General features: G+C 62.7%; 19 protein-coding genes and 1 pseudogene. 12 read left to right on the plus strand and 8 right to left on the minus strand.

Annotation, left to right across the window (positions count from 1 at the left end; all coding sequences use genetic code 11):
* Nucleotides 1-188: 188 nt before the first annotated feature.
* The gene (locus CWO91_RS15075) at nt 189-1,313 is read left to right on the plus strand and encodes an amidinotransferase (protein ID WP_208753025.1); all 1,125 of its coding nucleotides are present in this window, start codon (nt 189-191) and stop codon (nt 1,311-1,313) included.
* A 39-nt stretch (nt 1,314-1,352) separates the two neighbouring features.
* Here CWO91_RS15075 and CWO91_RS15080 read toward each other — a convergent pair.
* A pseudogene (locus CWO91_RS15080) lies at nt 1,353-1,600 on the minus strand (SMR family transporter).
* Nucleotides 1,601-2,123: 523 nt separating this feature from the next.
* On the opposite strand from CWO91_RS15080, the gene CWO91_RS15085 reads away from it, so the two are divergent.
* Nucleotides 2,124-3,659: a PAS domain-containing sensor histidine kinase gene (locus CWO91_RS15085; protein WP_130214139.1), complete on the plus strand. Its 1,536-nt coding sequence runs from the start codon at nt 2,124-2,126 to the stop codon at nt 3,657-3,659.
* Between the two features lie 296 nt (nt 3,660-3,955).
* On the opposite strand, the gene CWO91_RS15090 is transcribed toward CWO91_RS15085, so the two are convergent.
* A complete protein-coding gene (locus CWO91_RS15090; RefSeq protein WP_130214140.1) occupies nt 3,956-4,498 on the minus strand; it encodes a 2'-5' RNA ligase family protein in 543 nt (180 codons plus the stop codon).
* Between the two features lie 472 nt (nt 4,499-4,970).
* Here CWO91_RS15090 and CWO91_RS44265 point away from each other — a divergent pair, with 472 nt between their 5' ends.
* Nucleotides 4,971-5,354 (plus strand): hypothetical protein, encoded by a 384-nt coding sequence (locus CWO91_RS44265; RefSeq protein WP_245471257.1) that lies wholly within the window; start codon nt 4,971-4,973, stop codon nt 5,352-5,354.
* A 155-nt stretch (nt 5,355-5,509) separates the two neighbouring features.
* On the opposite strand, the gene CWO91_RS15100 is transcribed toward CWO91_RS44265, so the two are convergent.
* Nucleotides 5,510-6,397: a LysR family transcriptional regulator gene (locus tag CWO91_RS15100; protein WP_130214141.1), complete on the minus strand. Its 888-nt coding sequence runs from the start codon at nt 6,395-6,397 to the stop codon at nt 5,510-5,512.
* Nucleotides 6,398-6,505: 108 nt separating this feature from the next.
* Between CWO91_RS15100 and CWO91_RS15105 the strand changes: the two genes are divergently transcribed.
* Nucleotides 6,506-7,543 (plus strand): DUF1214 domain-containing protein, encoded by a 1,038-nt coding sequence (locus CWO91_RS15105; RefSeq protein ID WP_130214142.1) that lies wholly within the window; start codon nt 6,506-6,508, stop codon nt 7,541-7,543.
* A gap of 566 nt (nt 7,544-8,109) precedes the next feature.
* Here CWO91_RS15105 and CWO91_RS15110 read toward each other — a convergent pair.
* The 4 genes from CWO91_RS15110 to CWO91_RS15125 are packed head-to-tail and all read right to left on the minus strand — an operon-like array spanning nt 8,110 to nt 12,821.
* Complete coding sequence (locus tag CWO91_RS15110; RefSeq protein WP_130214143.1) at nt 8,110-8,823, minus strand: ABC transporter ATP-binding protein; 714 nt, start codon at nt 8,821-8,823, stop codon at nt 8,110-8,112.
* On the minus strand, nt 8,820-10,589 hold the full coding sequence (locus tag CWO91_RS15115; protein WP_130214144.1) for a branched-chain amino acid ABC transporter ATP-binding protein/permease: 1,770 nt from the start codon (nt 10,587-10,589) through the stop codon (nt 8,820-8,822). Before CWO91_RS15115 ends, CWO91_RS15110 begins: the two co-directional genes overlap by 4 nt.
* Complete coding sequence (locus CWO91_RS15120; RefSeq protein WP_130214145.1) at nt 10,586-11,629, minus strand: branched-chain amino acid ABC transporter permease; 1,044 nt, start codon at nt 11,627-11,629, stop codon at nt 10,586-10,588. The genes CWO91_RS15115 and CWO91_RS15120 overlap by 4 nt, the downstream gene beginning before the upstream one ends.
* A 43-nt stretch (nt 11,630-11,672) precedes the next feature.
* Complete coding sequence (locus tag CWO91_RS15125) at nt 11,673-12,821, minus strand: ABC transporter substrate-binding protein (RefSeq protein ID WP_130214146.1); 1,149 nt, start codon at nt 12,819-12,821, stop codon at nt 11,673-11,675.
* Between the two features lie 554 nt (nt 12,822-13,375).
* Here CWO91_RS15125 and CWO91_RS15130 point away from each other — a divergent pair.
* Genes CWO91_RS15130 through CWO91_RS15160 form a run of 7 tightly spaced genes read left to right on the plus strand, consistent with a single transcriptional unit; the run spans nt 13,376 to nt 20,759 of the window.
* Entirely contained in the window at nt 13,376-14,158 is a 783-nt protein-coding gene (locus CWO91_RS15130; RefSeq protein WP_130214147.1) for an aspartate/glutamate racemase family protein, read from the plus strand.
* A gap of 29 nt (nt 14,159-14,187) precedes the next feature.
* On the plus strand, nt 14,188-14,616 hold the full coding sequence (locus CWO91_RS15135; RefSeq protein WP_130214148.1) for an organic hydroperoxide resistance protein: 429 nt from the start codon (nt 14,188-14,190) through the stop codon (nt 14,614-14,616).
* Between the two features lie 25 nt (nt 14,617-14,641).
* Nucleotides 14,642-15,820, plus strand: a complete 1,179-nt coding sequence (locus CWO91_RS15140) for a thiolase family protein (RefSeq protein WP_130214149.1) — start codon at nt 14,642-14,644, stop codon at nt 15,818-15,820.
* Nucleotides 15,817-17,058: an SDR family NAD(P)-dependent oxidoreductase gene (locus CWO91_RS15145; RefSeq protein WP_130214150.1), complete on the plus strand. Its 1,242-nt coding sequence runs from the start codon at nt 15,817-15,819 to the stop codon at nt 17,056-17,058. Before CWO91_RS15140 ends, CWO91_RS15145 begins: the two co-directional genes overlap by 4 nt.
* Nucleotides 17,059-17,091: 33 nt before the next feature.
* Nucleotides 17,092-17,874, plus strand: coding sequence for a cyclase family protein (locus CWO91_RS15150; RefSeq protein ID WP_130214151.1), 783 nt, complete (start codon nt 17,092-17,094; stop codon nt 17,872-17,874).
* Between the two features lie 56 nt (nt 17,875-17,930).
* Entirely contained in the window at nt 17,931-19,088 is a 1,158-nt protein-coding gene (locus tag CWO91_RS15155; RefSeq protein WP_130214152.1) for an ABC transporter substrate-binding protein, read from the plus strand.
* Nucleotides 19,089-19,130: 42 nt separating this feature from the next.
* Complete coding sequence (locus CWO91_RS15160; RefSeq protein WP_130214153.1) at nt 19,131-20,759, plus strand: ATP-dependent acyl-CoA ligase; 1,629 nt, start codon at nt 19,131-19,133, stop codon at nt 20,757-20,759.
* Nucleotides 20,760-20,762: 3 nt separating this feature from the next.
* On the opposite strand, the gene CWO91_RS15165 is transcribed toward CWO91_RS15160, so the two are convergent.
* Nucleotides 20,763-21,278: a MarR family winged helix-turn-helix transcriptional regulator gene (locus CWO91_RS15165; protein ID WP_130214154.1), complete on the minus strand. Its 516-nt coding sequence runs from the start codon at nt 21,276-21,278 to the stop codon at nt 20,763-20,765.
* Between the two features lie 335 nt (nt 21,279-21,613).
* On the opposite strand from CWO91_RS15165, the gene CWO91_RS15170 reads away from it, so the two are divergent.
* Complete coding sequence (locus CWO91_RS15170) at nt 21,614-22,792, plus strand: acyl-CoA dehydrogenase family protein (RefSeq protein ID WP_130214155.1); 1,179 nt, start codon at nt 21,614-21,616, stop codon at nt 22,790-22,792.
* Nucleotides 22,793-22,800 lie beyond the last annotated feature (8 nt).

Here is a 22,800-nt window from a genome sequence, read left to right on the forward strand (position 1 = left end):
CAGCCGATATCACAATAGCTTCAGCGTTATTCGGCTTGGGGTTCAAAGGCGGTCCTAGCTCAGGCAAGGAATAAGTCAGCTACGGGCCATAGGCGACACCCGGGATTCTGCCGTTGACCGGCACACGGTGGTGCGATCTTCGGAACCTCTAGGGCCAGCGGCTGTTGTAGCGCACGAGGGCCTGATGCATGGACATGGTCACGCGCGCTGACAGTGCGGATGCCGACCCAGCGAGCCGAGCTGCTCCGGTGAACTCACACAACGAGTGGGACCCGCTAGAGGAAGTGATAGTCGGACGGCTCGAGGGCGCGGTAATCCCCTCCGACCATCCGGTTGTCACCTGCAACATTCCGGGCATGGCTGCGCGGGCCCAGTCGCTGTTCGCAGGCTTCCATTACCCAAAGATCATGATTGAACCCGCGCAGCGCGAGCTTGACGATTTTGTCGCTCTGCTACAATCGCTGGGCATCGTCGTAAAGCGGCCGGAAGCGGTCGACCACAAGAAGCGCTTCGGCACGCCGGAATGGTCCTCGCAGGGCTTCTGCAATTCCTGTCCGCGCGACAGCATGCTTGTGATTGGCGGGGAGATCATTGAAACGCCGATGGTTTGGCCATGTCGCTACTTCGAAACGCACTCCTATCGTCCGATCCTGAAGGACTATTTCCGACGTGGCGCGCGCTGGACTGCCGCGCCCAGGCCGCAGCTGACGAACGAGCTGTTCGATCCAGAGTTTCACGTGCCGGGGAAAGGCGAGCCGATTTCATACATACTCACCGAATTTGAACCGGTCTTTGACGCCGCCGATTTCTTTCGCTGCGGGCGCGACCTGTTCGTGACCCGCAGCAACGTAACCAATGCGTCCGGTATTGAATGGCTGCGCCGGCATCTTGGCGACGGTTATCGCATTCATGAAATCAAGAGCCGCTGTCCCAGTCCGATGCACATCGATACCACCATTTTGCCGCTTGGCCCCGGCAAGATTCTTATCAATCCCGAATACATCGACGCCGACCATCTTCCGGCCATCTTGAAAAAATGGGACATCCTCGTGGCCCCGGAGCCCGAGCCGATAACCGATCCTATGCTCAGGATTACCTCGTTATGTGGGAAATGGCTCAACATGAACGTGTTGATGGTGGACGAGAAGCGAGTCATCGCTGATCCGCATCATACCGCAACGATGCGTGCGTTGGAGAATTGGGGATTCGAGCCCATTCCCTGCGAGTTCTTGCACTATGCCGCATTTGGCGGAGCCTTCCATTGCGCCACCCTCGACATCCGGCGGTGCGGCACGTTGCAAAACTATTTTTGAGCGCCGACCGTCCCTCAGGTCCCGATCGCGCCCGCATGGTCAAGAGGTGATTTTCAGTCCGATGATGCCCAGGAGAATGAACCCGATATGAGCGAGCCTAAATAACATTGCGGGCGCCGTACCCACCGGAAGCGACTTAAGGGCGAGCCCAAGGAGTCCAATACTGGCCGCCATCGCGACACTGTGCCGATTGTTGGCAAGAAGCGCGAGAAGCCTTCCGTGTATTTGAGGCCGATTGCCCAGGCGATTTCGCACAGCCCAGCAGCGAGCAGGATGAGCCAAGCCATGAGGTAGCCCCCAATATGTTTGAACCCCGTGGCAATGTCTCTCTAAGGTAGGCTCCAAGATCAAGCCTATGGCGTTGCGACAGCAAACTCCCGTTTAGAAAAAAGGCCTTGAAAACGACCGCAAAACGCTTTGCCTCGGGATCAGTTCGGCCAGTGCGCTCGAACAGTAAAATCGGGACTAGGGCCGCGCACTCACCATGTCCGGTTGACTACCAGAGGCGGCGGAAAACCGCGCATTCACGCATGCGTTGATGGAACCGGAGTTCAGCTCGCGTTGTCGGGTCGGGATCGTCACAGCAATATGGTTATAGAGAGGCCATGTATACGTGAGTATAGTCGTCACGAGGCATAATCCTGATCGATCATTGGCCGCTGCGAGGCCAGGTTCGACCGCCGTGCATCGTTAGCGATCGCCGGCGCTATTTGCGACTCTGGGGACGAGAGACAGGCCCGCAACCCGGCGCCCGCAACCCGTTACGAGAAATGCGTCGATTGATCCATCGCTCGTGAGCAAGAGGTGATTATGCAACTTCCGATTCAAGTGCCGTCGGTCGCGCTCGATTCGAATGAGCGCAAGCGCCCCGAGGAGGCGCTGCGCGAGAGCGAGGAGCGCTTTCGCACCTTGGTGCAATTCTCCTTTGACGTGTACTGGGAAACTGACGCGCAGCATCGCTTCATCTGCCAGGAGTTCGCTGAGACACTTCCCGAACCGCCGGTCTCCGAGATCGGCAGGACACGATGGGAGGTCCCCTATCTGGAGCCTAATGCAGAGGCCTGGCGCAAGCACCGGGAGATACTCGATGCCCGCCTCCCTTTTCGCGATTTCGAGCTCGCGCGGCCGACGCCGGACGGCGGCAAGCGCTATGTTTCCGTCTCTGGGCTGCCCATCTTTGACGAGACGGGGCACTTCATGGGCTACCGCGGTGTGGGGCGCCACATCACGGAGCGCAAGCGCGCCGAACAGGCGCTGATCGATAGCGAGGCCCGTTTCCGTACCCTCGTGGACCACGCGACCGATACGTTCATGCTCTACAGTGAAGACGGTCGCGTTCTCGATGTGAATCGAAATGCCTGCGAAAGCCTCGGCTACAGCCGGGACGAACTGGTTGGGGCAACTGCGTCCTTCTTCGAGCTGGAGATGGATGAAGCGACCTGGCGTATCAACCGCGAGCGCCTCAAGGCCGGCGGCATCGTTACGCTCGAGAGTCGCTATTGCCGAAAGGACGGCACTGTGTTTCCCGTCGAAGTCCGTATGCGGGAATTCTGCGAAGGCGGCCGGTCACGGATCATTTGTCTGAGCCGCGACGTCACCGAACGCAAGCGAACCGCCGAGACGCTCCGCGAGATGCAGGCTGAACTAACACGCGCCAATCGCGCGGCGGCAATGGGCCAGGTCACGGCTTCGGTGACACACGAATTAAGCCAACCAATCACCGCGATGCTCTGCAACGCAGAAGCCGCACTGAACTGGCTAGGAACTCAATCTCCGAATTTCGAAAAGGCACGGCAGGCGCTCGCATCCATTGTCGCAGAAGCCAAGCGAGGCAGCGAGATCATCGGTTGGATCCGTTCCCTGATCAAGAAAACTCCGGCGCCGAAGGAGAGCGTCGACGTCAATGGTGCAATCCTGGACGTGATCACCATAGTCCGGAGCGAGCTGCTCAAACATGATGTCTTGATCCAGACCGACCTCGCTCCGGGCTTGCCGCTCGTGAAGGGCTATCGCGTCCAGCTGCAACAGGTTGTTCTCAATTTGATCCTCAACGCGATCGAGGCAATGAACTGCCTCGACGTCGCAGGACGGGAGCTGCGGATCAGCACGGCTGCGGATGCCTCAAGTCTCGTTGTTGTCGCCGTGCGGGATAACGGTCCCGGATTTGACGTGGCAATGGTTGACCGCCTGTTCGAGCCCTTCTACACCACCAAGCCGGACGGGACCGGCATGGGCTTGTCGATCTGCCAAACGATCATCGAGGCGCACGGAGGACGACTTTGGACCCGTGCGAATGAACCGCGGGGGGCCGTGTTTCAGTTTAGTCTGCCATCGGAACAGGCGTGATCCACGTCGCTTTTCATGAGCGGGCGCTGCGCAGGCGGGAGCCGGCCTCAAACGCATCCTCGGCTACGGACGCGATAGTCCTTCGATCATACCGGCCGCAGCAGCGCAACGCGATCGGCGAGTTCGCTCGCTTGTCAGAGCGGGGAGTGTCGGCTGTCGGCGCGAAGCGAGCGTTCTGTTGGTCGCTGACTTCTCAGAAGGGCCACAACCCGACATAGAAGCTTGGGTTTGAATGAAAGAGACCGTCTCCCAACGCGGCGTCAGTTAAACGAGGAACGATGGCAAAGGCGACGAACCTAGGGAACACCCTTCGGCAGCTCCCGTTGCGCAATGACCCGTAAGGGTGGGAAGACGACGCAATCCACCACATCGAAAATCACTTCGATACGTCGGTCGAAGGACGTCGCGAAGGCAATGGCGTCCTTGGTCTTTGCATCGGCGATACGTGTGCCGAGTGTACAATGCGGGGTCCAGGCGCCTGGCCGATAATGTGGCCGACAATGGGCCGGGTCGATGGTGGCGCTGATTGAAGCGTGCCACCTTCCAATGATCTCGTTTGCTTCGGGCTCAGCCCACAGTACAAGTGGTGAGCCTACGAACCACCTAATTCGTCTGAAGGCGATAGGCAATTGCACTCCGCCTGCGCTCGCGGACAGCATTGCTTTCCACGCCGTCTTCTCTTCAATTGCGGGTGAGTCATAGATCGCGAATGTCAGATGTGGTCGGTACGCCAAGGTACGCATCGACGGCTTGTCCTCAAAGGCGGCAACTTGGTCCCATAGCCGTTCGATTTCGTAAGCGGAAGCGTTATCGGCCCGAAGATTGATTGCGAGTGCCATCGAGCGCCCTGCTAGAGCTGGAAAAGTCCATCATCTTGATCGGCGCGCCGGAGGTCTGCAATGGGCGTCCTATCTTGGCGCCATGCGCCGTACCTTCGAGTTTTATCTGCCGACCAAGGGCACCACGGTCCCATTCTGGCAGATGGTGGCGACGATCTACGCAAGCTGCCACTGCACCTGCGCAAGACGACTCTAGAACGCCTGCTGGCCCCGCCGCCGGAATGGCCTCTTCGTCACCCCTTTGAGCGCGGAGATCGGTCAGAACCTTTTTTTGCGCCGCCTGCAACCTCCAGGGATTGGTATCTCATCACCGCGAGGGCCCTTGTGTCGGCGGCCGCTGATTAAGGTCAAGAACGGGAAACATCCTGCGATGGCCTGGAGTTTTGATGCTGTGCTTACGTGCTTCGTCGCAAATTTAAGTTCCCCTGCAGTCGGGAAAAAGTGGTAAGTTTCACGGGCTGGGGACGCCTTCATGGCAACCTATCGCGCATACCTCTTGGACAAGACCGGCCATGTGGCCAGCCGGATCGACCTGGAATGCGCCGACGATGAGGCAGCTAAAGAACGCGCGCAGTGCTTGCCGCATGAGCATGGCGTGGAATTGTGGTTGCTAGATCGGCTAATCGCTGTTTTCGGACCAACCGCCCAGGCTGAGCACCCCATGGATGCCGCCGATAAGCTGGAAAAGCTTTTGACGGACGCCGAGGATTGCACGCTGCTCAGCAAGCTTGCCGCTGATCCCGCCAAGCGCGAACGTTTCGCTCGGCTAGCCAAAAGGTTTCGGCAGATGGCCAGAAAGTTGGACGCTGCGGTCAAGGCCAATCCCGATCCCGATGATTCCATAGCTCCGGGCTAGTGCCTGACGAGGCGGGTCGTCTGGCGGCCGGTCTCGTTTTTCGAGATAAATCTCCCCCGGTCCGTGGAGGTCCGCTTTGCCTCCCACTGCCACCGTGACGCCCACGGTCGACAGAGTCAGTGTTGGGGCCAAGAGCCGACGTTACCTTTCGCCGATCAGGTTTCACACGTCTGAACGATTTGCCGGAGATGGCTCTGGCAGAAGTCTAAGTACGTCCGGACGATCGTGGATGGGTGGCGGTGAGACGGATAGAGGAGGCAGATGGGCTGCTCTGGCAACGGATGCTGCGGCAGCAATTGCACTAAGCGGTTATTTCGGATGTACGTGGCCGCCAAGAAGGGTGGCAGCTCCGTCACCACGTCGCCACCGAGTGCGCGGCTGCGCAGGTGATGGTAGTCATTTGTGGACAGGACGGCCTTGGGCACGACCAAGTGCTCGCCCAATTCCCATCGAGCTGGAACATCGATGCTAGACGTCCACACTGCACACGGGAAGCGATGAAGTGCATCGGGCTGCGCCGGCATGCCGAAGCGCTCGAGCAGCTGTGGACTTGCCACGAGAATGTGCCGATAGGACAGAACGTGTCGCGCCACCATGGCCTCGTGAACGATCGCGCCGACACGAAGGGCGACATCGATGCCGTCCTCGATCAGATCCACTCGACGTTCGGTCGTGTAGACGTGGACTTGGATGTCCGGGTAGCGGCGCTGGAAAGCGGCCAGCAGGTCCCACCATGGCTCAAATGTCTGAGGCAGCGACAACCGTAAGCGTCCCTTTAGGCGCGCTTGGTCACTCACAACGGCCTGCTCGGCCTCCAGCAGCGCTTCGATGCCGCGGCCGGCATGGTCGTACAGCCTCGTTCCGGCATCTGTAAGTTTCGCGCCTCGTGCCGAACGCTCCAGCAACTGCACCTTCAGTTGCTGTTCCAGCTCTCGTATTCGACGGCTCAAGGTCGGAAGGGGAATCCCGAGGCGGCTGGCCGCCGCTGAGAGACTGCCTGCCTGGACGACCGCAACAAACATTCGCGTGGCATTCAGATCCATGCGACAAAGCCTACCAGAATTGAGAGGCTCGTTGTCAATAACGATAGTTCATTTTCGTATTTGGTTGGTCTACGTGGGCTCGCAAAAGGACCTCACTTGGAAAGACCCATGACGAAGACCCAAACGAGCATCTTGGCAGCCATGTCATTAGCATTAGCGAGTTCGATAGCTTCCGCACAAACATCAACGGCGCCAACTCAGACCGTCACGGTCGAGAACTACAATCGCGCCCAAACCGACGTGTATTTCGCCGACGTGGTCAAGAATGGCGGTTTCGGAAAATTCGGCCATGGCCGCGAGCTCGCTCAGCCCGTCAAGCAGGGGATTGTCCGTCCGAACCGCGATACGTTGTACTCTTTTGCGATATTCGACTTCGATGCCGCACCGGTGACGATTACGTTGCCGGATGGCGCCAAGCGCTTCATGGGGATGCAGGTCGTCAATGAGGATCAATACACCGCCGCGACGTACTATGGGGCCGGCACGCGCACCCTCACGCGAGAGATGGTCGGCACGCGCTATGCCATCGCCGTCATCCGTTTCCTCGTCGATTTCTCGAACAAGGAAGAGATCCAGCAAGTGCATGCCTTGCAGGATGCGATTAGGTCCAGTCAAGAGCGCCCCGGCACGTTCGAAGTCCCCAATTGGGATCAGGCAAGCCTCAGAAAGGTGAAAGCAGCGCTCTTGCAGCTTGGAACCGCGGTCTCCGACACGCGGCGCATGTTTGGCGCCAACGAGCGTCAAGTCGATCCGGTCAAGCACCTGATCGGAAGTGCAATGTTGTGGGGTGGCAATCCCGAAAAGGACGCGCTCTATCTTCCGATCATGCCAGCCCGCAACGACGGCAGCACCATCTACAAGCTCACGGTCAGGGACATCCCTGTTGACGGTTTTTGGTCGCTCACCGTCTACGACGGCGAAGGATTTCTAGAGGCCAATCCAGCGAACGTCTATTCGGTGAACAGCATCACAGCGAAAAAAGCCCAGGACGGCTCGGTCACCATCCAGTTCGGTGGGTGCGACGGTGAAATTCCGAACTGCATCCCAATCACGAACGGCTGGAATTACACCGTGCGTATGTTTCGCCCGCGACCCGAAATCCTCGATGGCACATGGAAATTCCCTGAGGCGCAGCCTGTGAGTTGAGCCCGCGCAGGCGCCTGCAGATGAGAAAGAAATTGCAGCTACCCTCGGCCGCACGCTGCCCTCGTTGTGAGGGCAGCTTTGGTCATACCCGGAAGAACTCTGTTTGAGCAAATCAAGTCCGCATCATCCCGCATGAGCGGACATGCCGGGTGAGCTGCTTGGGTCACACGCCTCACTGAATCAGCAACCGGAATGCGAGCTGCCATCGCATACAAGGCCACGGCCCATTTTTGATAAGATGCTTCGGCAGAGAGAGAGAGAGCGGCTGCGCCGTCGGTCTGTGGTTAGTTGCCTAGCTTACCCCAAAGATCGTCGGTGATGCGCTTAACGGTTACCCGAGAGATCCGAGAGTGGGTCGGTTGAAGACTATCGCAAGGCCATGCGATGATGACACTATGCCACTGTTTTGCCCGACGCGTCAACTTCATATTCGAAAAATCAGAAGCTATGGCGTCGGTCCGCTAAGCCATTGATATCGTGATCACGGGCTACTGTGCATGGGGTTGTTTTTCGACTTTTTGTGGTGCGGCCCCCCAGAGCTCCGCCGCGCCTGATCGCGGCCGTCGCTAATGTCCGCCGAGATAGGCCGTGATCAACCGGGGATCGTGGATGAGATCCTTGGCGGGTCCTGACTGCACGATCTCTCCGGTCTCCAGAACGTAGCCGTAATCGGCCGTCTCCAGCGCGGCGCGCGCGTTCTGCTCGACCAGCAGGATCGACACGCCGAGATCGCGGAGCGATGCGATGGTGCGGAAGATCTCGCGCACGATCAGGGGCGCAAGGCCGAGGCTCGGCTCGTCCAGCATGAGCAGCTTGGGCCTCGCCATCAGCGCGCGTCCGAGCGCGAGCATCTGGCGCTCGCCGCCGGAGAGCGTGCCGGCGGCCTGGCGCTGCCGCTCCTTCAGCCGGGGGAAGCGGTCATAGACCTCATCGAGCGTCTTCTGGACACCGGTGCGGTCGCGCAGGCTGTAGGAGCCCAGCAGGAGATTGTCGGCAACCGACATGTCGGAGAACAGCTCGCGCTTCTCGGGCACCAGGCACAATCTGCGTTCGACGCGATCCTCGACCGACATCCTGCCGATGTCGCTGCCCTGAAAGACCATGCGGCCTCTCGAGGAGAGCAGTCCGATCGCGGCCATCAGCAGCGTGGTCTTGCCGGCGCCGTTCGGGCCGATGACGGTGACGATTTGCCCTTCCTCGACCGAGAGGGAGACGTTGCGGACCGCTTCGACATTGTCATAGCAGACCGTGACGTCCGACAGGGAAAACATCGAGCTCACGCGACGCCTCCGAGATATGCCTCTTGCACCCGCGCGTCGCTGCGGATTGCAGCCGGCGCACCCTCGCAGAGCTTCGAGCCGAAATCCAGCACGACGATGCGGTCGACCAGCGACATCACGAACTCCATGTCGTGCTCGACGATCAGGATGGTGAGATGATCCGCCCGGAGCGAGCGCAGCAGCTCGGCCAGCCTGAGCTTCTCCTGGCGGCGCAGGCCTGCTGCGGGCTCGTCCAGCACCAAGAGGGTCGGGTCTGCGGCAAGCGCGCGCGCGATCTCCAGGATGCGCTGATTCCCGAGCGGCAGGTTGCCGGCGAGTTCGAACGGCTTCTCGCCGAGACCGACGCGTTCGAGCTGCATCAGCGCCTCATGACGCGCGCTCGCTTCCTCGCGCCGATTGAGCCGGAAGGCGCCGGCGAGCAGACCCGCGCCGGTGCGGCCATAGGTGCCGAGCATCACGTTCTCCAAAAGGCTCATGCGCGGCCGCAGCTTGACGTGCTGGAACGTGCGCGCGATTCCGGCCTTGGCGATACGGGACTGCTCGTCTCGTGTGATCGGGCGTCCGGCAAAGACGATCTCGCCCTTGTTGACCCGCAGCGCGCCGGTCAGGCAATTGAACATCGTGCTCTTGCCGGCTCCGTTCGGACCGATCACGGCGAGGATTTCACCCGACCGTACTTCGAAGCTGACATTGTTGACGGCGACCAGGCCGCCGAACCGGCGCTCGGCGCCGTCCACCTTCAAGAGCAGCTCACCGGGCTTCGGTTGCGAACGGCGGGGCAGGGGCGATGCCGGTTGCGGCCGCTTGTGCTGCAGTTTCGGCAGGTAGCGCGCGATGAACGGCACGATGCCCTGTCGCGCCCATTGCAGGAACAGGATGAACAGCGCCGAGAAGGCGACGATCTCGAGCTGCCCGGAGGCACCCTTGGCGATCAAGGGCAGATAGTCCTGCACGCTGTTCTTCAGCAGCGTCACGATGGCGGCGCCGACGACGCCACCGAGAAGGCTGCCGGCACCTCCGACCATCGACATCATCAGATATTCGATGCCCATGCCGGCATCGAACGGGCCGGGGCTGATGAAACGGCTCATGTGGGCGTACAGCCATCCCGACAGCGAGGCCAGGAAGGCCGCGATCACGAAAGTCACGAGCTTGATCCGGAACGCGTTGATGCCGAGGCTTTCGACCAGCGTGTTGCCGCCGCGCAGCGCGCGCATGGCGCGGCCAAGCCGGGAGTCCAGCAGGTTGTAGCCGAGGAAAAGGATGGCGGTCACGATGCCCCAGATCAGGAAATAGATCTGCGCGCTGGAGACGAGGGCGAACGATCCGAAGCTGATCGGCGGGATTGACGAGATGCCGTTGAACCGGCCGAGCCCCTCGACATTGCCGAACAGGAAGCCGATCGCCAGTCCCCAGGCCATGGTGCTGAGCGAGAGGAAGTGACCCTGCAGCCGCAGGGTGACGAGGCCGAGAATGGTCGCAACGCCGCAGGTCAAGGCCACGCCGAACAGCAGGCCGAGCCAGGGCGAATGGCCATTCAATGCCGAGACCCAGGCCGTCGCATAGGCCGCGACCCCGACGAAGGCCGCCTGTCCGAACGACACGATGCCGCCGACGCCGGTGAGGAGCGCGAGCCCGATGGCGACCAGCGAATAGATGCCGATGTAGTTCATTAAGGTGATGCTGAACGGGCCGAGGACGAAGGGAGCCGCAGCGAGGCACAGGACGGCGGCGCCAGCGGCGATCTGAACGTGAAGGCGCGTCATTCCTCGATCTCCTCCTCGGAATGCAGCGATGCGAGCGATCGCCAGATCAGGACCGGGATCAGCAGCGAGAACACGATGACGTCCTTCAGTGCGCTGCTCTCGAAGGATGCGAAGCTTTCGAGGATGCCGACGCCGACGGCGCCGATCGCCGCGCCCGGATAGCTCGTCATGCTGCCGACGATGGCGCCGACGAACGCCTTGAGGCCGATCAGGAAGCCGGAATCGTAGAACACCGTGTTGACGGGCGCGATCAGGATGCCCGATACGCCGGCCATGAGAGAGCCGAGGAGATAGGCGATCGTGCCGGCGCGCGCCGGTCGTATTCCCATCAGTCGCGAGCCGGTCCGGTTCACGGCGGTGGCGCGCAGGGATTTGCCGACCAGCGTGAAGTCGAAGAAGAGATAGAGTAGGCCACTGAACACGAGCGCTGCGCTGACGATCAGCATGGTCTGACCCGAGATCAGCACGCCGGCGAGCTCCATCGAGAGCGAGGTCAGCGGTTCGGTGCGGACACCTTCGGGGCCGAAGAACAACAGGCCCAGTCCAACCAGCGCAAAATGCAGGGCCACGGACACCGTCAGCAGCAGCAGCACCGTGCCGTCGGCGATCGGGCGGAAAACGATGCGGTCGAGCAGCGGAGAGATCGGCGTGATCAGCATCAGCGCCAGCACGAGCCTGACGGCGAGGGGCGGATCAAGGCGCATGGCAAGCCAGGCGCTGCCGACCACAGCCAAGGGGAGTACGAGATAGAAGAGCAGGGCGCGCGGGGCGAGACGAAGCTCGCCGGAGCGCGTCAACGACACGAGCTCGATCAAGGTTGCGAGGCAGGCCAGCACCACGACCAGCGCGCCCGTCCCCGGAAAGCGCTTCGCATCGAGGGCCGCCAGCGTCAGCGCAGTGAACGCCGCGATGTCGCCAAAGGGGACGAAGATGACCCGCGTCACGGTGAATATGAGCACGGTTCCGATCGCCACGAGCGCATAGACCGCGCCGGTGGCGATACCGTCGATCGCAAGTATGGCCGCGATATCGCTCGTCATTGAGACGCTATCCCCCTTCTGATTGCCGCCCCTTGGTCCTGCTTTACGGCGCGTACTTCCAGGCGCCGCCGGTGAGGCGAACGACGACGAGGGAGCGCTCGTCGACGCCAGTCACGGCGCCCGGCTTGAAGTTGTAGACGGCATGTACGCCCGGAAGCTCCTTGGTGCTGAGGATCGCATCGCGCAGGGCAGCGCGGAATTCGACCGTGCCGGGTTTCGCGGTCTTGAGCGCCCGCTCGGCGGCGTTAGCGAAGATCAGCCAGGCGTCGAAGGAATAGGCCGAGAAACCGTCCGTGGTCGGAATGTTGTGGGTCTTCTGGTAGACGCTGCGGAAATCCAGCGCGATCTTCTTGGCGAAGTGCTCGTCGGGCAGCTGTTCGGCGACGATCACGGGCCCGGCCGAGACTTGAATTCCGTCCGCCGCCTTGCCGCCCACGTTGACGAAGTCCGGATTGACCAGCGCCACCGTGCCGTAGGTGTTGCCCTTGAAGCCACGCTCGGCAAGGCTGAGAAGGGGGAGTGCGCCTTGCGTGCCGGAGCCTCCGATCAGCACGGCATCGGGCCGCGCAGCCATTACCTTGAGGATTTGCGCGGTGACCGAGGTGTCGGTGCGGGCATAGCGCTCGTTGGTCTGGATCTTGAGGTCGTCGGTCGCCTCGGCCGCCTTGGCGCCGTTGTAGACGAGGTCGCCCCATGCATCCGAGAAGCCGATATAGCCGATATTCTTCTTGCCATCGCGCTTCATGCGATCGGCGATGATCTTGACGAGCAGCGACGCCGGCTGTGGTACCGAGACCACCCACTGCTCAGGCGTATCGGGCAGCTTGACGATCGGCGAGACCGCGATCATCGGCACCTTCAATTCGCTCGCCACTGCCGCCATGGCGATCGTCGATGGCGCGGTTGCGGTGCCGATCAGCAGATCCACCTTCTCTTCTTCCACCAGCTTGCGCGCGTTGCGCGTCGCAGCCGACGGATCGGACCCGTCGTCGAGCTGGATCAGGCGAATGGTCTCGCCATTGATCGACTTCCTGTATTCGTAGGCGGCGTTGATGCCGCGCCCGTAGGGGATCCCGATCGAGGAGCCGTTGCCGCTCAGCGAAGTGACAAATCCGATGGTGATGTCGGCCTGCGCGGCCGGTGCGACGACAATTCCAGCCACAAGTGCAAGTAAGCTCACGATCTTGCGCATTGCCTTCTCCTGCTTCGATAGGGATGTGAGTGACTGGATGCTGCCGGGCCCGAGCCCGAACTTCGAACGAATGGATCGAAAGCGATGCTGCAGCGCCGAATGTCGGCGCGACTGAAAAGACCTTTGCCTTGCGGGCGGCGCAATCATGCCCGGGCTTGCCGCTGCCGGTTAGCGCAGCCGCGCTCTGCCGCGCGTCGTTCAGGTTCGAAGACTGTCCACACGATCGAGTCTCTCAAGAACGTGCCCTGCAACACTATTGTTACGCCGCCAGCGCCGGTCGGCGAAGTATTACTTAAAGCCTAAAGTATATTCCGAGGAGGCGTCAACAGCATGTGACGGCTGTCTTCAAAAAAATGCTGTTGCATACAATTCCGGCACCGGCAGCCAAATCTCGCGCTTTCTGTCCGCGCGCAATGGGTACGGCGGCCGTGGCGCCTCGGACCATAATCTTCGATGCGCCGCACACATTTGACGCGCCAATTAGTTTATGATTGAAATATTTGCATCGACAGTCCGGCGACCGATCCTCCCATACCCGCTCGAGGAGAAGGACGATGCGCATCTTCTGGCAGAGCTTCGTTGATGCGAGCCTGAACGCGCCGTACATGGCGCTGCTGTCCGAGTATCTCAACAACATCGCCGCGCCGGGCACGACAGTCCATGTCGAGGGCGTTTCGCCGCCGGATCGGGAGTTCGGACGACTTGCTGAACTGCGTTGCGCCGTCCAGGCGATCGACAATGGTATCGCGGCGGAGGAGCAAGGCTTCGATGCATTCGTCATGGGGCACTTCCAGGATCCCGGTCTGTACGAGCTTCGCGCGACGCTCGATATTCCCGTGATCGGGACCGGTGAGGCGACGCTGCTTGCCGCCTCGCAGCTTGGTCGGCGGCTCGGCCTCGTCACGCTCGATACCGTCTTCGAGGTCTGGCACTACGAGCAGGCTGAGCGTTATGGCCTCGGCGATCGCGTCGTTCACGTGACGGGCCTCGACTGCAAGCCCGAGGATTTCGCAGACGTCTTCGCGGGCGATCAAGCCGCGCACGCCCGCATGATCGAGGATTTCGTCGCCTGCGCGCTGCCGCTCGTCGAGCGCGGCGCCGATGTCGTGATCCCCGCCGGCGTGCTGCCGGGCTTGCTGATCGGGCGAGAGCACGGTCTGAAGATTAGGCATGCGCCGGTGGTCAACTGCGCCGCGGTGGCGCTGAAGAGCGCTGAGATGTGGGTGCAGCTCAGGCGCCTCAACGGTACCGAGCCGAGTCGCGGGCCGAGCTTCAAGCGCGCCAGCGCGCTTGCGCGCGACGATTTCCGCGCGATGCTCGCGCGCAACCGACGTTAGAGCCCGCTGCAGCGTTTGGGGAAGACGACATGATGACGCCTGAGAAGATCCTGTACGAAACCGAAGTCACGGCCACGGGGGGCCGCGACGGCAAGGCAGCGAGCTCCGACGGATCGCTGTCGGTGTCGCTGTCGCTGCCGAAATCGCTGGGTGGCCCCGGAGGCGAGGGCACGAACCCGGAGCAGCTCTTTGCGGCCGGCTATGCCGCGTGCTTTCTTGGTGCGGTCAAGCTCGTCGCGCGCACCAAGAAGGTCGTGCCGGCCGCGGAGCCTTCGGTGACGGCGAAGGTCGCGATGGGGCCCGTGCCCGTCGGTTATGCGCTCGCCGTCGAGCTGAAGGTCAGGCTGCCCGGTGTCGAGACTTCGGTGGCGGAAGCCATCGTTGCCGGCGCGCACGAACGCTGCCCCTATTCGAACGCGACTCGCGGCAATATCGATGTGAAGCTGACGGTGATCTGAGGCGGATGGACAGGACAGGCGGCCGGTGACGAATTCGCTGCGCGTACCCTATGACGGCATCGTGATGGCAGCTCCCGTCACGATACCCTATGTGCGCTACTCCATCGAAAGCGCGCAGTGGTGGATAGGTCGCGCCTTGCGCTCGCTCGTCACCGAGTCCGGCCTCAAGGTCTCCGATATCGACGGGCTGTGCGTCTCCAGTTTCACCATGGGCACGGACAGCGGCATCGGCCTGACGCAGCATTTCGGGCTCTGCGTGCGATGGCTTGATACGATTCCGCTCGGTGGCGCCAGCGCCATCGCGGCGATGCGAAAGGCGGCGCGCGCGGTTCAGGCGCGCGATGCCGACATCGTGGCGTGCATCGCCGGCGATACCAACCACGTCGATTCCTTCCGCCTGACGCTCGAGAATTTCTCCCGCTTCAATCAGGACGCGGTCTATCCTTACGGTGCGGGCGGAGCGAATTCGAGCTTCGCTCTCATTGCACGCAACTACATGCGGCGTTTCGGAGTCACGCGTGAGGACGTCGGCAGGATCGCGGTCGCCCAACGCGCCAACGCCTTGCGTAATCCGCACGCGCTGATGAAGACGCCATTGTCGATCGAGCAGTATTTGGCGGCGCGCCCCATCTCCGATCCCATTCATCTGTTCGACTGTGTGATGCCTTGCGCCGGCGCCGAGGCCTTCCTCGTGATGCGAGAGGATACGGCCGCCTCGCTGCGGCTACCGGCGGCAAGGCTGCTGTCGACGATCGAGCGTCACAATGCCTTTGCCGATGATCCGATGCAGGTTCGCGGCGGTTGGGCGATGGACGTCGGTGAGCTCTATGCGATGGCCGGCGTCAGGCCCGACGATCTGGACATCGTCCAGACCTACGACGATTATCCCGTCATCTCGATGATGCAGTTCGAGGATCTCGGCTTCTGCGGGAAGGGCGAGGGAGCCGAGTTCGTGCGCCAGCACGATCTCACCATCGACGGAGACTTTCCGCACAACACATCTGGCGGACAGCTCTCGGTCGGACAGGCCGGAGCAGCCGGCGCCTATCTCGGTCTCGTCGAAGGACTGCGGCAGGTCTTGGGAGTTGCGGGCCCGACACAGGTCAGGGATGCAAACCTCGGCCTGGCCTCGGGCTTCGGTATGATCAACTATGATCGCGGACTTGCCTCCGGCGCCGCGATCTTTGCCGGGCCTTCGCGATGATCGATCCGATTGAACCGCCACGGCGCAAGAATCCGCTGCTGCGGACGCGCCTGCCGACCGCGCCGCCGCGCGCGCGCAGCAGGACGTCGCACGGCTTCACGCGCGCCGCCGCCGAAGGGCGTTTCATGCTGCAGCGCTGCCAGGGCTGCGGCACCTTCACCTATCCGGCGCGAGAGGCGTGCCCCTCATGCCTGTCGGCCGCGCTCGCTTTCGTCGACGCGCCGGCTCGCGGCTTGCTGCTTGCCGAGACCACGGCGCGCGTGCCGAGCGACGTCTATTTCCGCGAGCGGGCACCCTGGCGCGTCGGCCTCGTCAAGATGGATTGCGGGCCGACCATCGTGGCGCATCTCCATGCCGACTGTATCGAAGGCGCCCCTATCCGCATGTCGTTCCAGCTCGACAAGAGCGGTCAGGCGGTGGCCTTTGCCCGACCCGAAGGGGAGACCCCCAACATGGCCGACGACAGGCAGTGGCGTGAAATGACCGCCGATCCCAAGTTTCGACGCGTGCTCGTGACCAACGGCCGCAGCGCTATCGGCCGGGAAGCTGCCTTGGCGTTGAAGGCCGCGGGGACCAAGACGGTGTTCGTCGGCATCGCGGAGCGGTGGCGGCCGTTTGCCGGCGAAGAGCTGTTGCGAGGGCAGGACGGCATCGAGCTCGTGACCCTCGACGCGGCCGATGAAAAGTCGGCCGGCGATCTCGCCGCCGACATCGGCGGCAAGGTCGACATCCTCGTGAATACGACGGAGTATGTGAGGCCTGGTGGCCTATTGGACCGCAAGGGCGCCAGCATTGCACGCGACGAGATCGACCAGGCCTATCTCGGCTTCATCAATCTCGCGCAGGCCTTCGGGCCCGTCATGCGGATGCGGGGCGCGGATGGCATCAACAACAGCGTCGCCTGGGTTAACATCCTCTCCGTCCATGCGTTGGCGAACTGGCCCGCTTTTGGCGCTTACTCGGCCTCGCAGGCCGCGTGCCTCTCGCTCTCGCATTGTCTTCGCGCCGAACTCCGGCCCGGCGGCATCAAGTTGATGAACGTCTTCACGGGGCCAGTCGACACCGAGTGGTTTCAGACCGTGCCGCCGCCAAAGGTGGCGCCGCGCGCAGTCGCGCAGGCGGTCGTCGCCGGGCTCAAGGGTGGACTTGAAGAGATGTATGTCGGAGACGTCGCCGAGGAAATCCGGCAGCGCCTTGCGGCCAATCCAAAAGCACTCGAGCGCGAGCTCGACCGCTGAACGGCCAATTCGATCAAGCTGGAGGACGCGACAATGCAAGGCAAGGCTCTTCTGGATCTGGCGGGTGCGATCGCTTCGGACGCGGTGCGCGTTATTGATCTGAGCTTCACGCTCAGCCCCGACTTTCCGGTGATCGTGTTGCCGCCCGAATTCGGCCAGGCGGCGCCGGTGCGCATCCAGGAGATTTCACGTTATGACGCGCGCGGTCCGGCCTGGTACTGGAACAACGTGACCTTCGGTGAGCATACCGGCACCCATTTCGACGCGCCGATTCACTGGTTCACCGGCAAGGACCTCGCCAACAATGCGGTCGATACCATGCCGGCCAAGGACATGATCGCGCCCGCCTGCGTCATCGACTGCTCCGCGCAGGCGGCGCAGGATCCTGACTTCGTGCTCACGGTGCCGATCGTCGAGGCCTGGGAGGCCCAGCACGGACGGATTCCTTCCCGGCACTGGGTGCTGCTGCGGACCGACTGGTCGAAGAAGGGATGGCGCGACTATTCCAACCTCGGGGATGACGGCGCTCACACGCCGGGCCCGAACGCGGCCGTGATGAAATGGCTGGTGGAGGAGCGCGGCATCATCGGCTTCGGCACCGAGACGATCGGCACCGATGCAGGACAGGCCGGGCATTTCGAGCCGCCTTATCCCGCGCATCACTTTCTTCACGGCGCGGGCCGCTATGGCCTGCAATGCCTGTGCAACCTGGACCAGCTCCCCGCCACCGGGGCGATCATCGTGGCCTCGCCGCTGAAGATCAAAAACGGTTCGGGCAGTCCGCTACGCGTGATCGCGCTGGTCTCCTCGACGTGAAACGCGCGCATGGCGCTTGCCCGACATTGATAGACACGAAACGAAAGACAGGTGCCATGATCTCGATGAAATCACTGCTCGGCTCCGCGCTGCTGCTTCTGACCATTCCTCAGGGAGCGCGAGCCGACATCCTGGTCGGCTTTGTCACCGGTCTCAGCGGGCCCGTATCCTCGATCGGCATTCCGAACGCGAAGGGGATCGCCGCGGGGGAGACTTATGTCGGCGAAATCGCCGGCGAGAAGGTGCGTCTCATTCAGCTCGATGACGCCTCCGATGCCACCGCCTCGGCGCGCAACGCGCGCAAGCTGGTCGAGCAGGAGAAGGTCGACATCCTGATGGGGACGTCGGGGGCGCCGCAGACGCTGGCGATGGCCACCGCCGCGATCGAGATGAAAGTGCCGATGATCGCTGTCTCGCCGATCGCATCCGTTCCGGCCGGCGAGGGCGGCCCTTGGGTCGTGCAGACCCCGCAGCCGATGCCGCTGCTGGTCCAGGGCATCGTCGATCACATGAAGGCGCGCGGCTTGAAGACAGTCGCGTTCATCGGGTTCTCGGATGCGCTCGGCGATCTCTTGTATGACTCGCTATCGCAGAGCGCCAAGGCGGCCGATATCAAGGTCATTGCCAACGAACGCTACGCCAGATCCGACTCGTCGGTGACTGCGCAGGTGCTGCGCGCGCTTGCGGCCCGCCCCGACGCCATCATGCTCGGCGGCACTGGAACGCCGGGCGCGCTGCCCGCCATTGCCTTGTCCGAGCGCGGGTATAAGGGTCCACTCTACGGCAACAACGGGATGATCAGCGCCGATTTCCTTCGCCTCGCCGGCAAGACCGCAAATGGCATCATCTGCCCCACCGGGCCGGTGATCGCGGCCGAACAACTTCCGTCGAACAATCCGATTCAGAAGGTCGCCTTGGCCTACCGGGCGGCTTACGAGAAGGCGAACGGCGAGCAGCCGACGGACGGGTTCTCCTCCTACTCGTTCGATGGCTGGGTGGTCTTCGTCGACGCAGCCAAGCGCGCGTTGGCGACCGGTGCCAAGCCGGGCTCGCCGGAATTCCGCAACGCACTGCGCCAGGCCTTGTTCACCACCAAGGAAGTCGTCGGCACGCAGGCAATCTACAATTTCACGCCGGCGGATCGGCACGGCGTCGATGCGCGTTCGCGCGTCCTCGTTCAGATCGAGGATGGGAAGTACAAGCTCCTGCCTTGACGTCGGGCGGGCCCGGTCGAGCCGGATTTGACGGAGCATTGCATGCGGGATGATGCCGCCGGGCAGCCGCAGGAAGCGCCGGCCTGGGCGCGTGCGGTCGAGCTGTTTCCACCTTCCGACCGCGTGCTCTCGACCATCCTCGCCCGGCAGGCGGAGCGCTATGGCGATCGCGTCCTGCTGGTTGCGGGGCAGACGCGCTGGACCTATGCGCAGACTGCGGCGATAGCGGCTGCATCGGCGCAGACATTGATCGAGGCCGGCATCAAATCGGGAGACCGGGTCGCGTTGATGTGCTCGAACCGGCCGGAGTTTCTTCAAGTCTATCTCGGCTGCGCCTGGCTTGGGGCCATCACGGTGCCGATCAACACGGCGCTGCGGGGGCTGCAGCTCGCGCATATCTTCCGCAACTCACGCCCTGCGCTCCTCGTCGCCGAGGCCGGGTTTCTCGCCGCAATCGAGACCGTTGGCACCGAGGCCGCTCTGCCGCCGCTCGTATGGACGATCGATCAGGTCGCGGAGGCGCCACGGATCGCAGTGGTGCCGTTGCCCGCGCTCGCATCCATCGCGCCCGCTGGTGCCGTGCGGCCGGGGGATACCGTTGCCATCCTCTACACCTCCGGCACCACGGGGCCGGCCAAGGGCGTGTGCTGCCCGCAAGCGCAGCTGTTCTGGTGGGGCATCTGCTCGGCGCGGGCACTCGGCATTCGCGAGGGCGAGGTGCTGTTCACGACCTTGCCGTTGTTCCACACCAACGCGCTCAATGCATTCTATCAGGCCGTGCTGAACGGATGCACTTACGTGCTCGAGCAGAAATTCTCCGCTTCAGGCTTCTGGGCCGCCGCGCGAGCCCACAATGCGAGCGTGGGCTACCTGCTCGGTGCCATGGCATCCATGCTCCTGGCCCAGCCTCGAAGCGAGCACGATACGGCTCATCGCGTTCGCGTCGCTTTGGGTGGGGGCGTGCCGCCGCAGATCCATCGGCCGTTTCTCGAGCGGTTCGGCGTGCCGCTGGTTGACGGCTATGGGTCGACGGAGACGAATTTCGTGTTCGCAGGCGCCATCCCCTCCGACCGTCCGGGGACCATGGGATATCTGGCCGAAGGCTTCGGGGCCCGGATCGTCGATGAAGACGATTCAGAGCTGCCTGACGGACAGGCGGGCGAACTCGTCCTGCGCGCCAAGGAGCCGTTTGCGTTCGCCACCGGATATTTCGGTATGCCGGAGAAGACGGTCGAAGCGTGGCGAAATCTCTGGTTTCATTCCGGCGATCGCGTCGTCCGGGACGCGGATGGACATTATCGCTTCGTTGATCGCATGAAGGATTCGATCCGCCGGCGCGGCGAGAACGTGTCCTCCTGGGAGGTCGAGCAGATCATCCTTGCCCATCCTGCGATCGCTGCGTGTGCGATCTACCCGCTGCCGTCCGAACTGGGCGAGGATGAGGTTGCGGCCGCGATCTTGCTGGAGCAGGGGCAGTCGCTGGAGCCCGCCGATATCATCAGGCATTGCGAGGGGCAGATCGCCTATTTCGCAATTCCGCGCTATGTCCGTATCGTGAGCGAGATGCCGCTGACGGAGAACGGCAAGATCAAGAAGGTCGCGCTGCATCAGGCCGGTGTGACGACGGATACCTGGGACCGCGAAGCCGCCGGTGTTCGAGTCAGGCGCTGAACATCACGTCCGCTCGCGATGCTGCAGAGCGTCCCTCACGGCGCTCTTCACGTCGTCGAGCGCGCCGACGAGGCCATCGAGACGGTCGATCGGGAATTCGGCCAGCAATTCGGCGAGCCAGGCGCCGTGACTCTTCGCCATCCGCCTGAAGGTCTTTCGGCCCTCGACCGTCATGCAGACGATCTGCACGCGCCGGTCGAGATTTGACGGCGTCCGGGTGATATATCCATCTTCGACCAGGCGATCGACGATCGGCGTCAGGTTGCCGGCCGAAACCATCAGGCGCTTGGGCAGCTCCCCCAGCACCAATCCGCTCGGTTCCCGATCGAGTTGAGCGAGAACGTCGAAGCGCGGCATCGTAAAGTCGTATTCCTCGCGAAATCGGCGCCGCAACTCCCCCTCGATCAGGGTCGTGCAGGCCAGCAGCCGGAGCCAAAGCCGCGTCTGAGCCCTGTACTCGGCCTCCGCATCGGCCGCATTCCTGCTGGACGCCGGCGAGGACTCCTTTGCGAGTGCCAAATCGATCTCCTGAGCCTCGTGGCGCGTTGAAGGCGAACGCAATTCCATTCGATGCGCAACAGAATAGTTCGTGCCAAAACTAAATTCAAGGCGGGACCGGAAGAGCAGGGGCATACCCTTATCCGGGGCGGATTTTGTCCGTGTTTCCCGTCGGCACCGCCGGGCAAGCGCCGGAACATCGTCTGTGCGCCGGTGCCTTGACAACGTCTTCAATGAGAGAAATAGTTTATGCTTAAAACAATTCGACGGCGCCGGCTGCTTGTGCGGATTTGGTCGCAGGCACGCCACAGAACATGCAGGCCGCCGGCAGGCAACCGGACCTTGGGGAGCGACAGATGAGCTCACTGGCAAAGACAATCTCCCGCGATTGGTTGGACTGGCCGTTCTTCGAGCCGCGTCATCGCGCAATTTGCGAGGCGCTCGACCGCTTCGTCACGCAGGATGGTCTTCAGGCGGCCGACCACAACGACGTCGATGGCGCCTGCCGCAAGCTCGTTCGCGCGCTCGGCGCGGCGGGACTACTCGACTGCGCGGTTGCGGCGCCGGACGGTGACGTGGCGAGCATCGATTCCCGCTCGATCTGCCTGTCGCGCGAGACGCTGGCCTATGCCGATGGTCTTGCCGATTTCGCCTTTGCAATGCAGGGCCTCGGATCCGGCGCCATCGCGCTTGCCGGCTCGGCGGAGCTGCGAAACGCCGTGCTGCCGAAAGTCCGTTCCGGCGAATGGCTGGCTGCCTTCGCGCTTTCGGAGCAGGCGGCGGGCTCGGATGTGGCGGCCATGACGTGCACGGCGCGCGAGGACGGCGACAGCTACGTTCTGGAAGGCGAGAAGACCTGGATCTCGAATGGCGGGATCGCCGACGTCTACACGCTGTTCGCGCGAACCGGGGAGGCGCCTGGCGCGCGCGGCATCTCCGCCTTCGTCGTGTTTCCCGATGATCCCGGCTTCAGCGTGGCCGAGCGCATCGACATCATCGCACCGCATCCGCTTGCAACGCTGCGTCTGGACAACTGCCGCATTCCGATCAGCCGCCGCATCGGGCCGTCCGGCAGCGGATTCAAGATTGCGATGCAGACCCTCGATATCTTCCGGTCCTCGGTTGCCGCAGCCGCGCTGGGTTTTGCGAGACGCGCGCTGGAGGAGGCGCGACTGCACGCGCAGACACGGCGCATGTTCGGGACGACGCTGTCGGACCTGCAGCTGACCCAGGCTGCACTCGGCGACATGGCCACCGAAACGGATGCCGCGGCGCTGCTGACCTATCGCGCCGCGTGGCGCCGCGACGTTCAGAAGCTTCCCACCACGCGTGAAGCGGCGATGGCAAAACTGGCCGCCACCGAAACCGCCCAGCGGGTCGTCGACCGCGCGGTGCAGATGTTCGGCGGTCGCGGTGTGCGCAAGGGCGAGATCGTCGAGAGCCTGTATCGCGAGGTCCGCGCGCTTCGCATCTACGAAGGGGCAACCGAGGTTCAGAAGCTGATCGTCGCGCGCGAACTCCTCAAGCCGCGCTAACCCAGGCT

The organism is Bradyrhizobium genosp. SA-3, from assembly GCF_004212635.1.
In the GTDB taxonomy this organism is placed as follows: domain Bacteria; phylum Pseudomonadota; class Alphaproteobacteria; order Rhizobiales; family Xanthobacteraceae; genus Bradyrhizobium.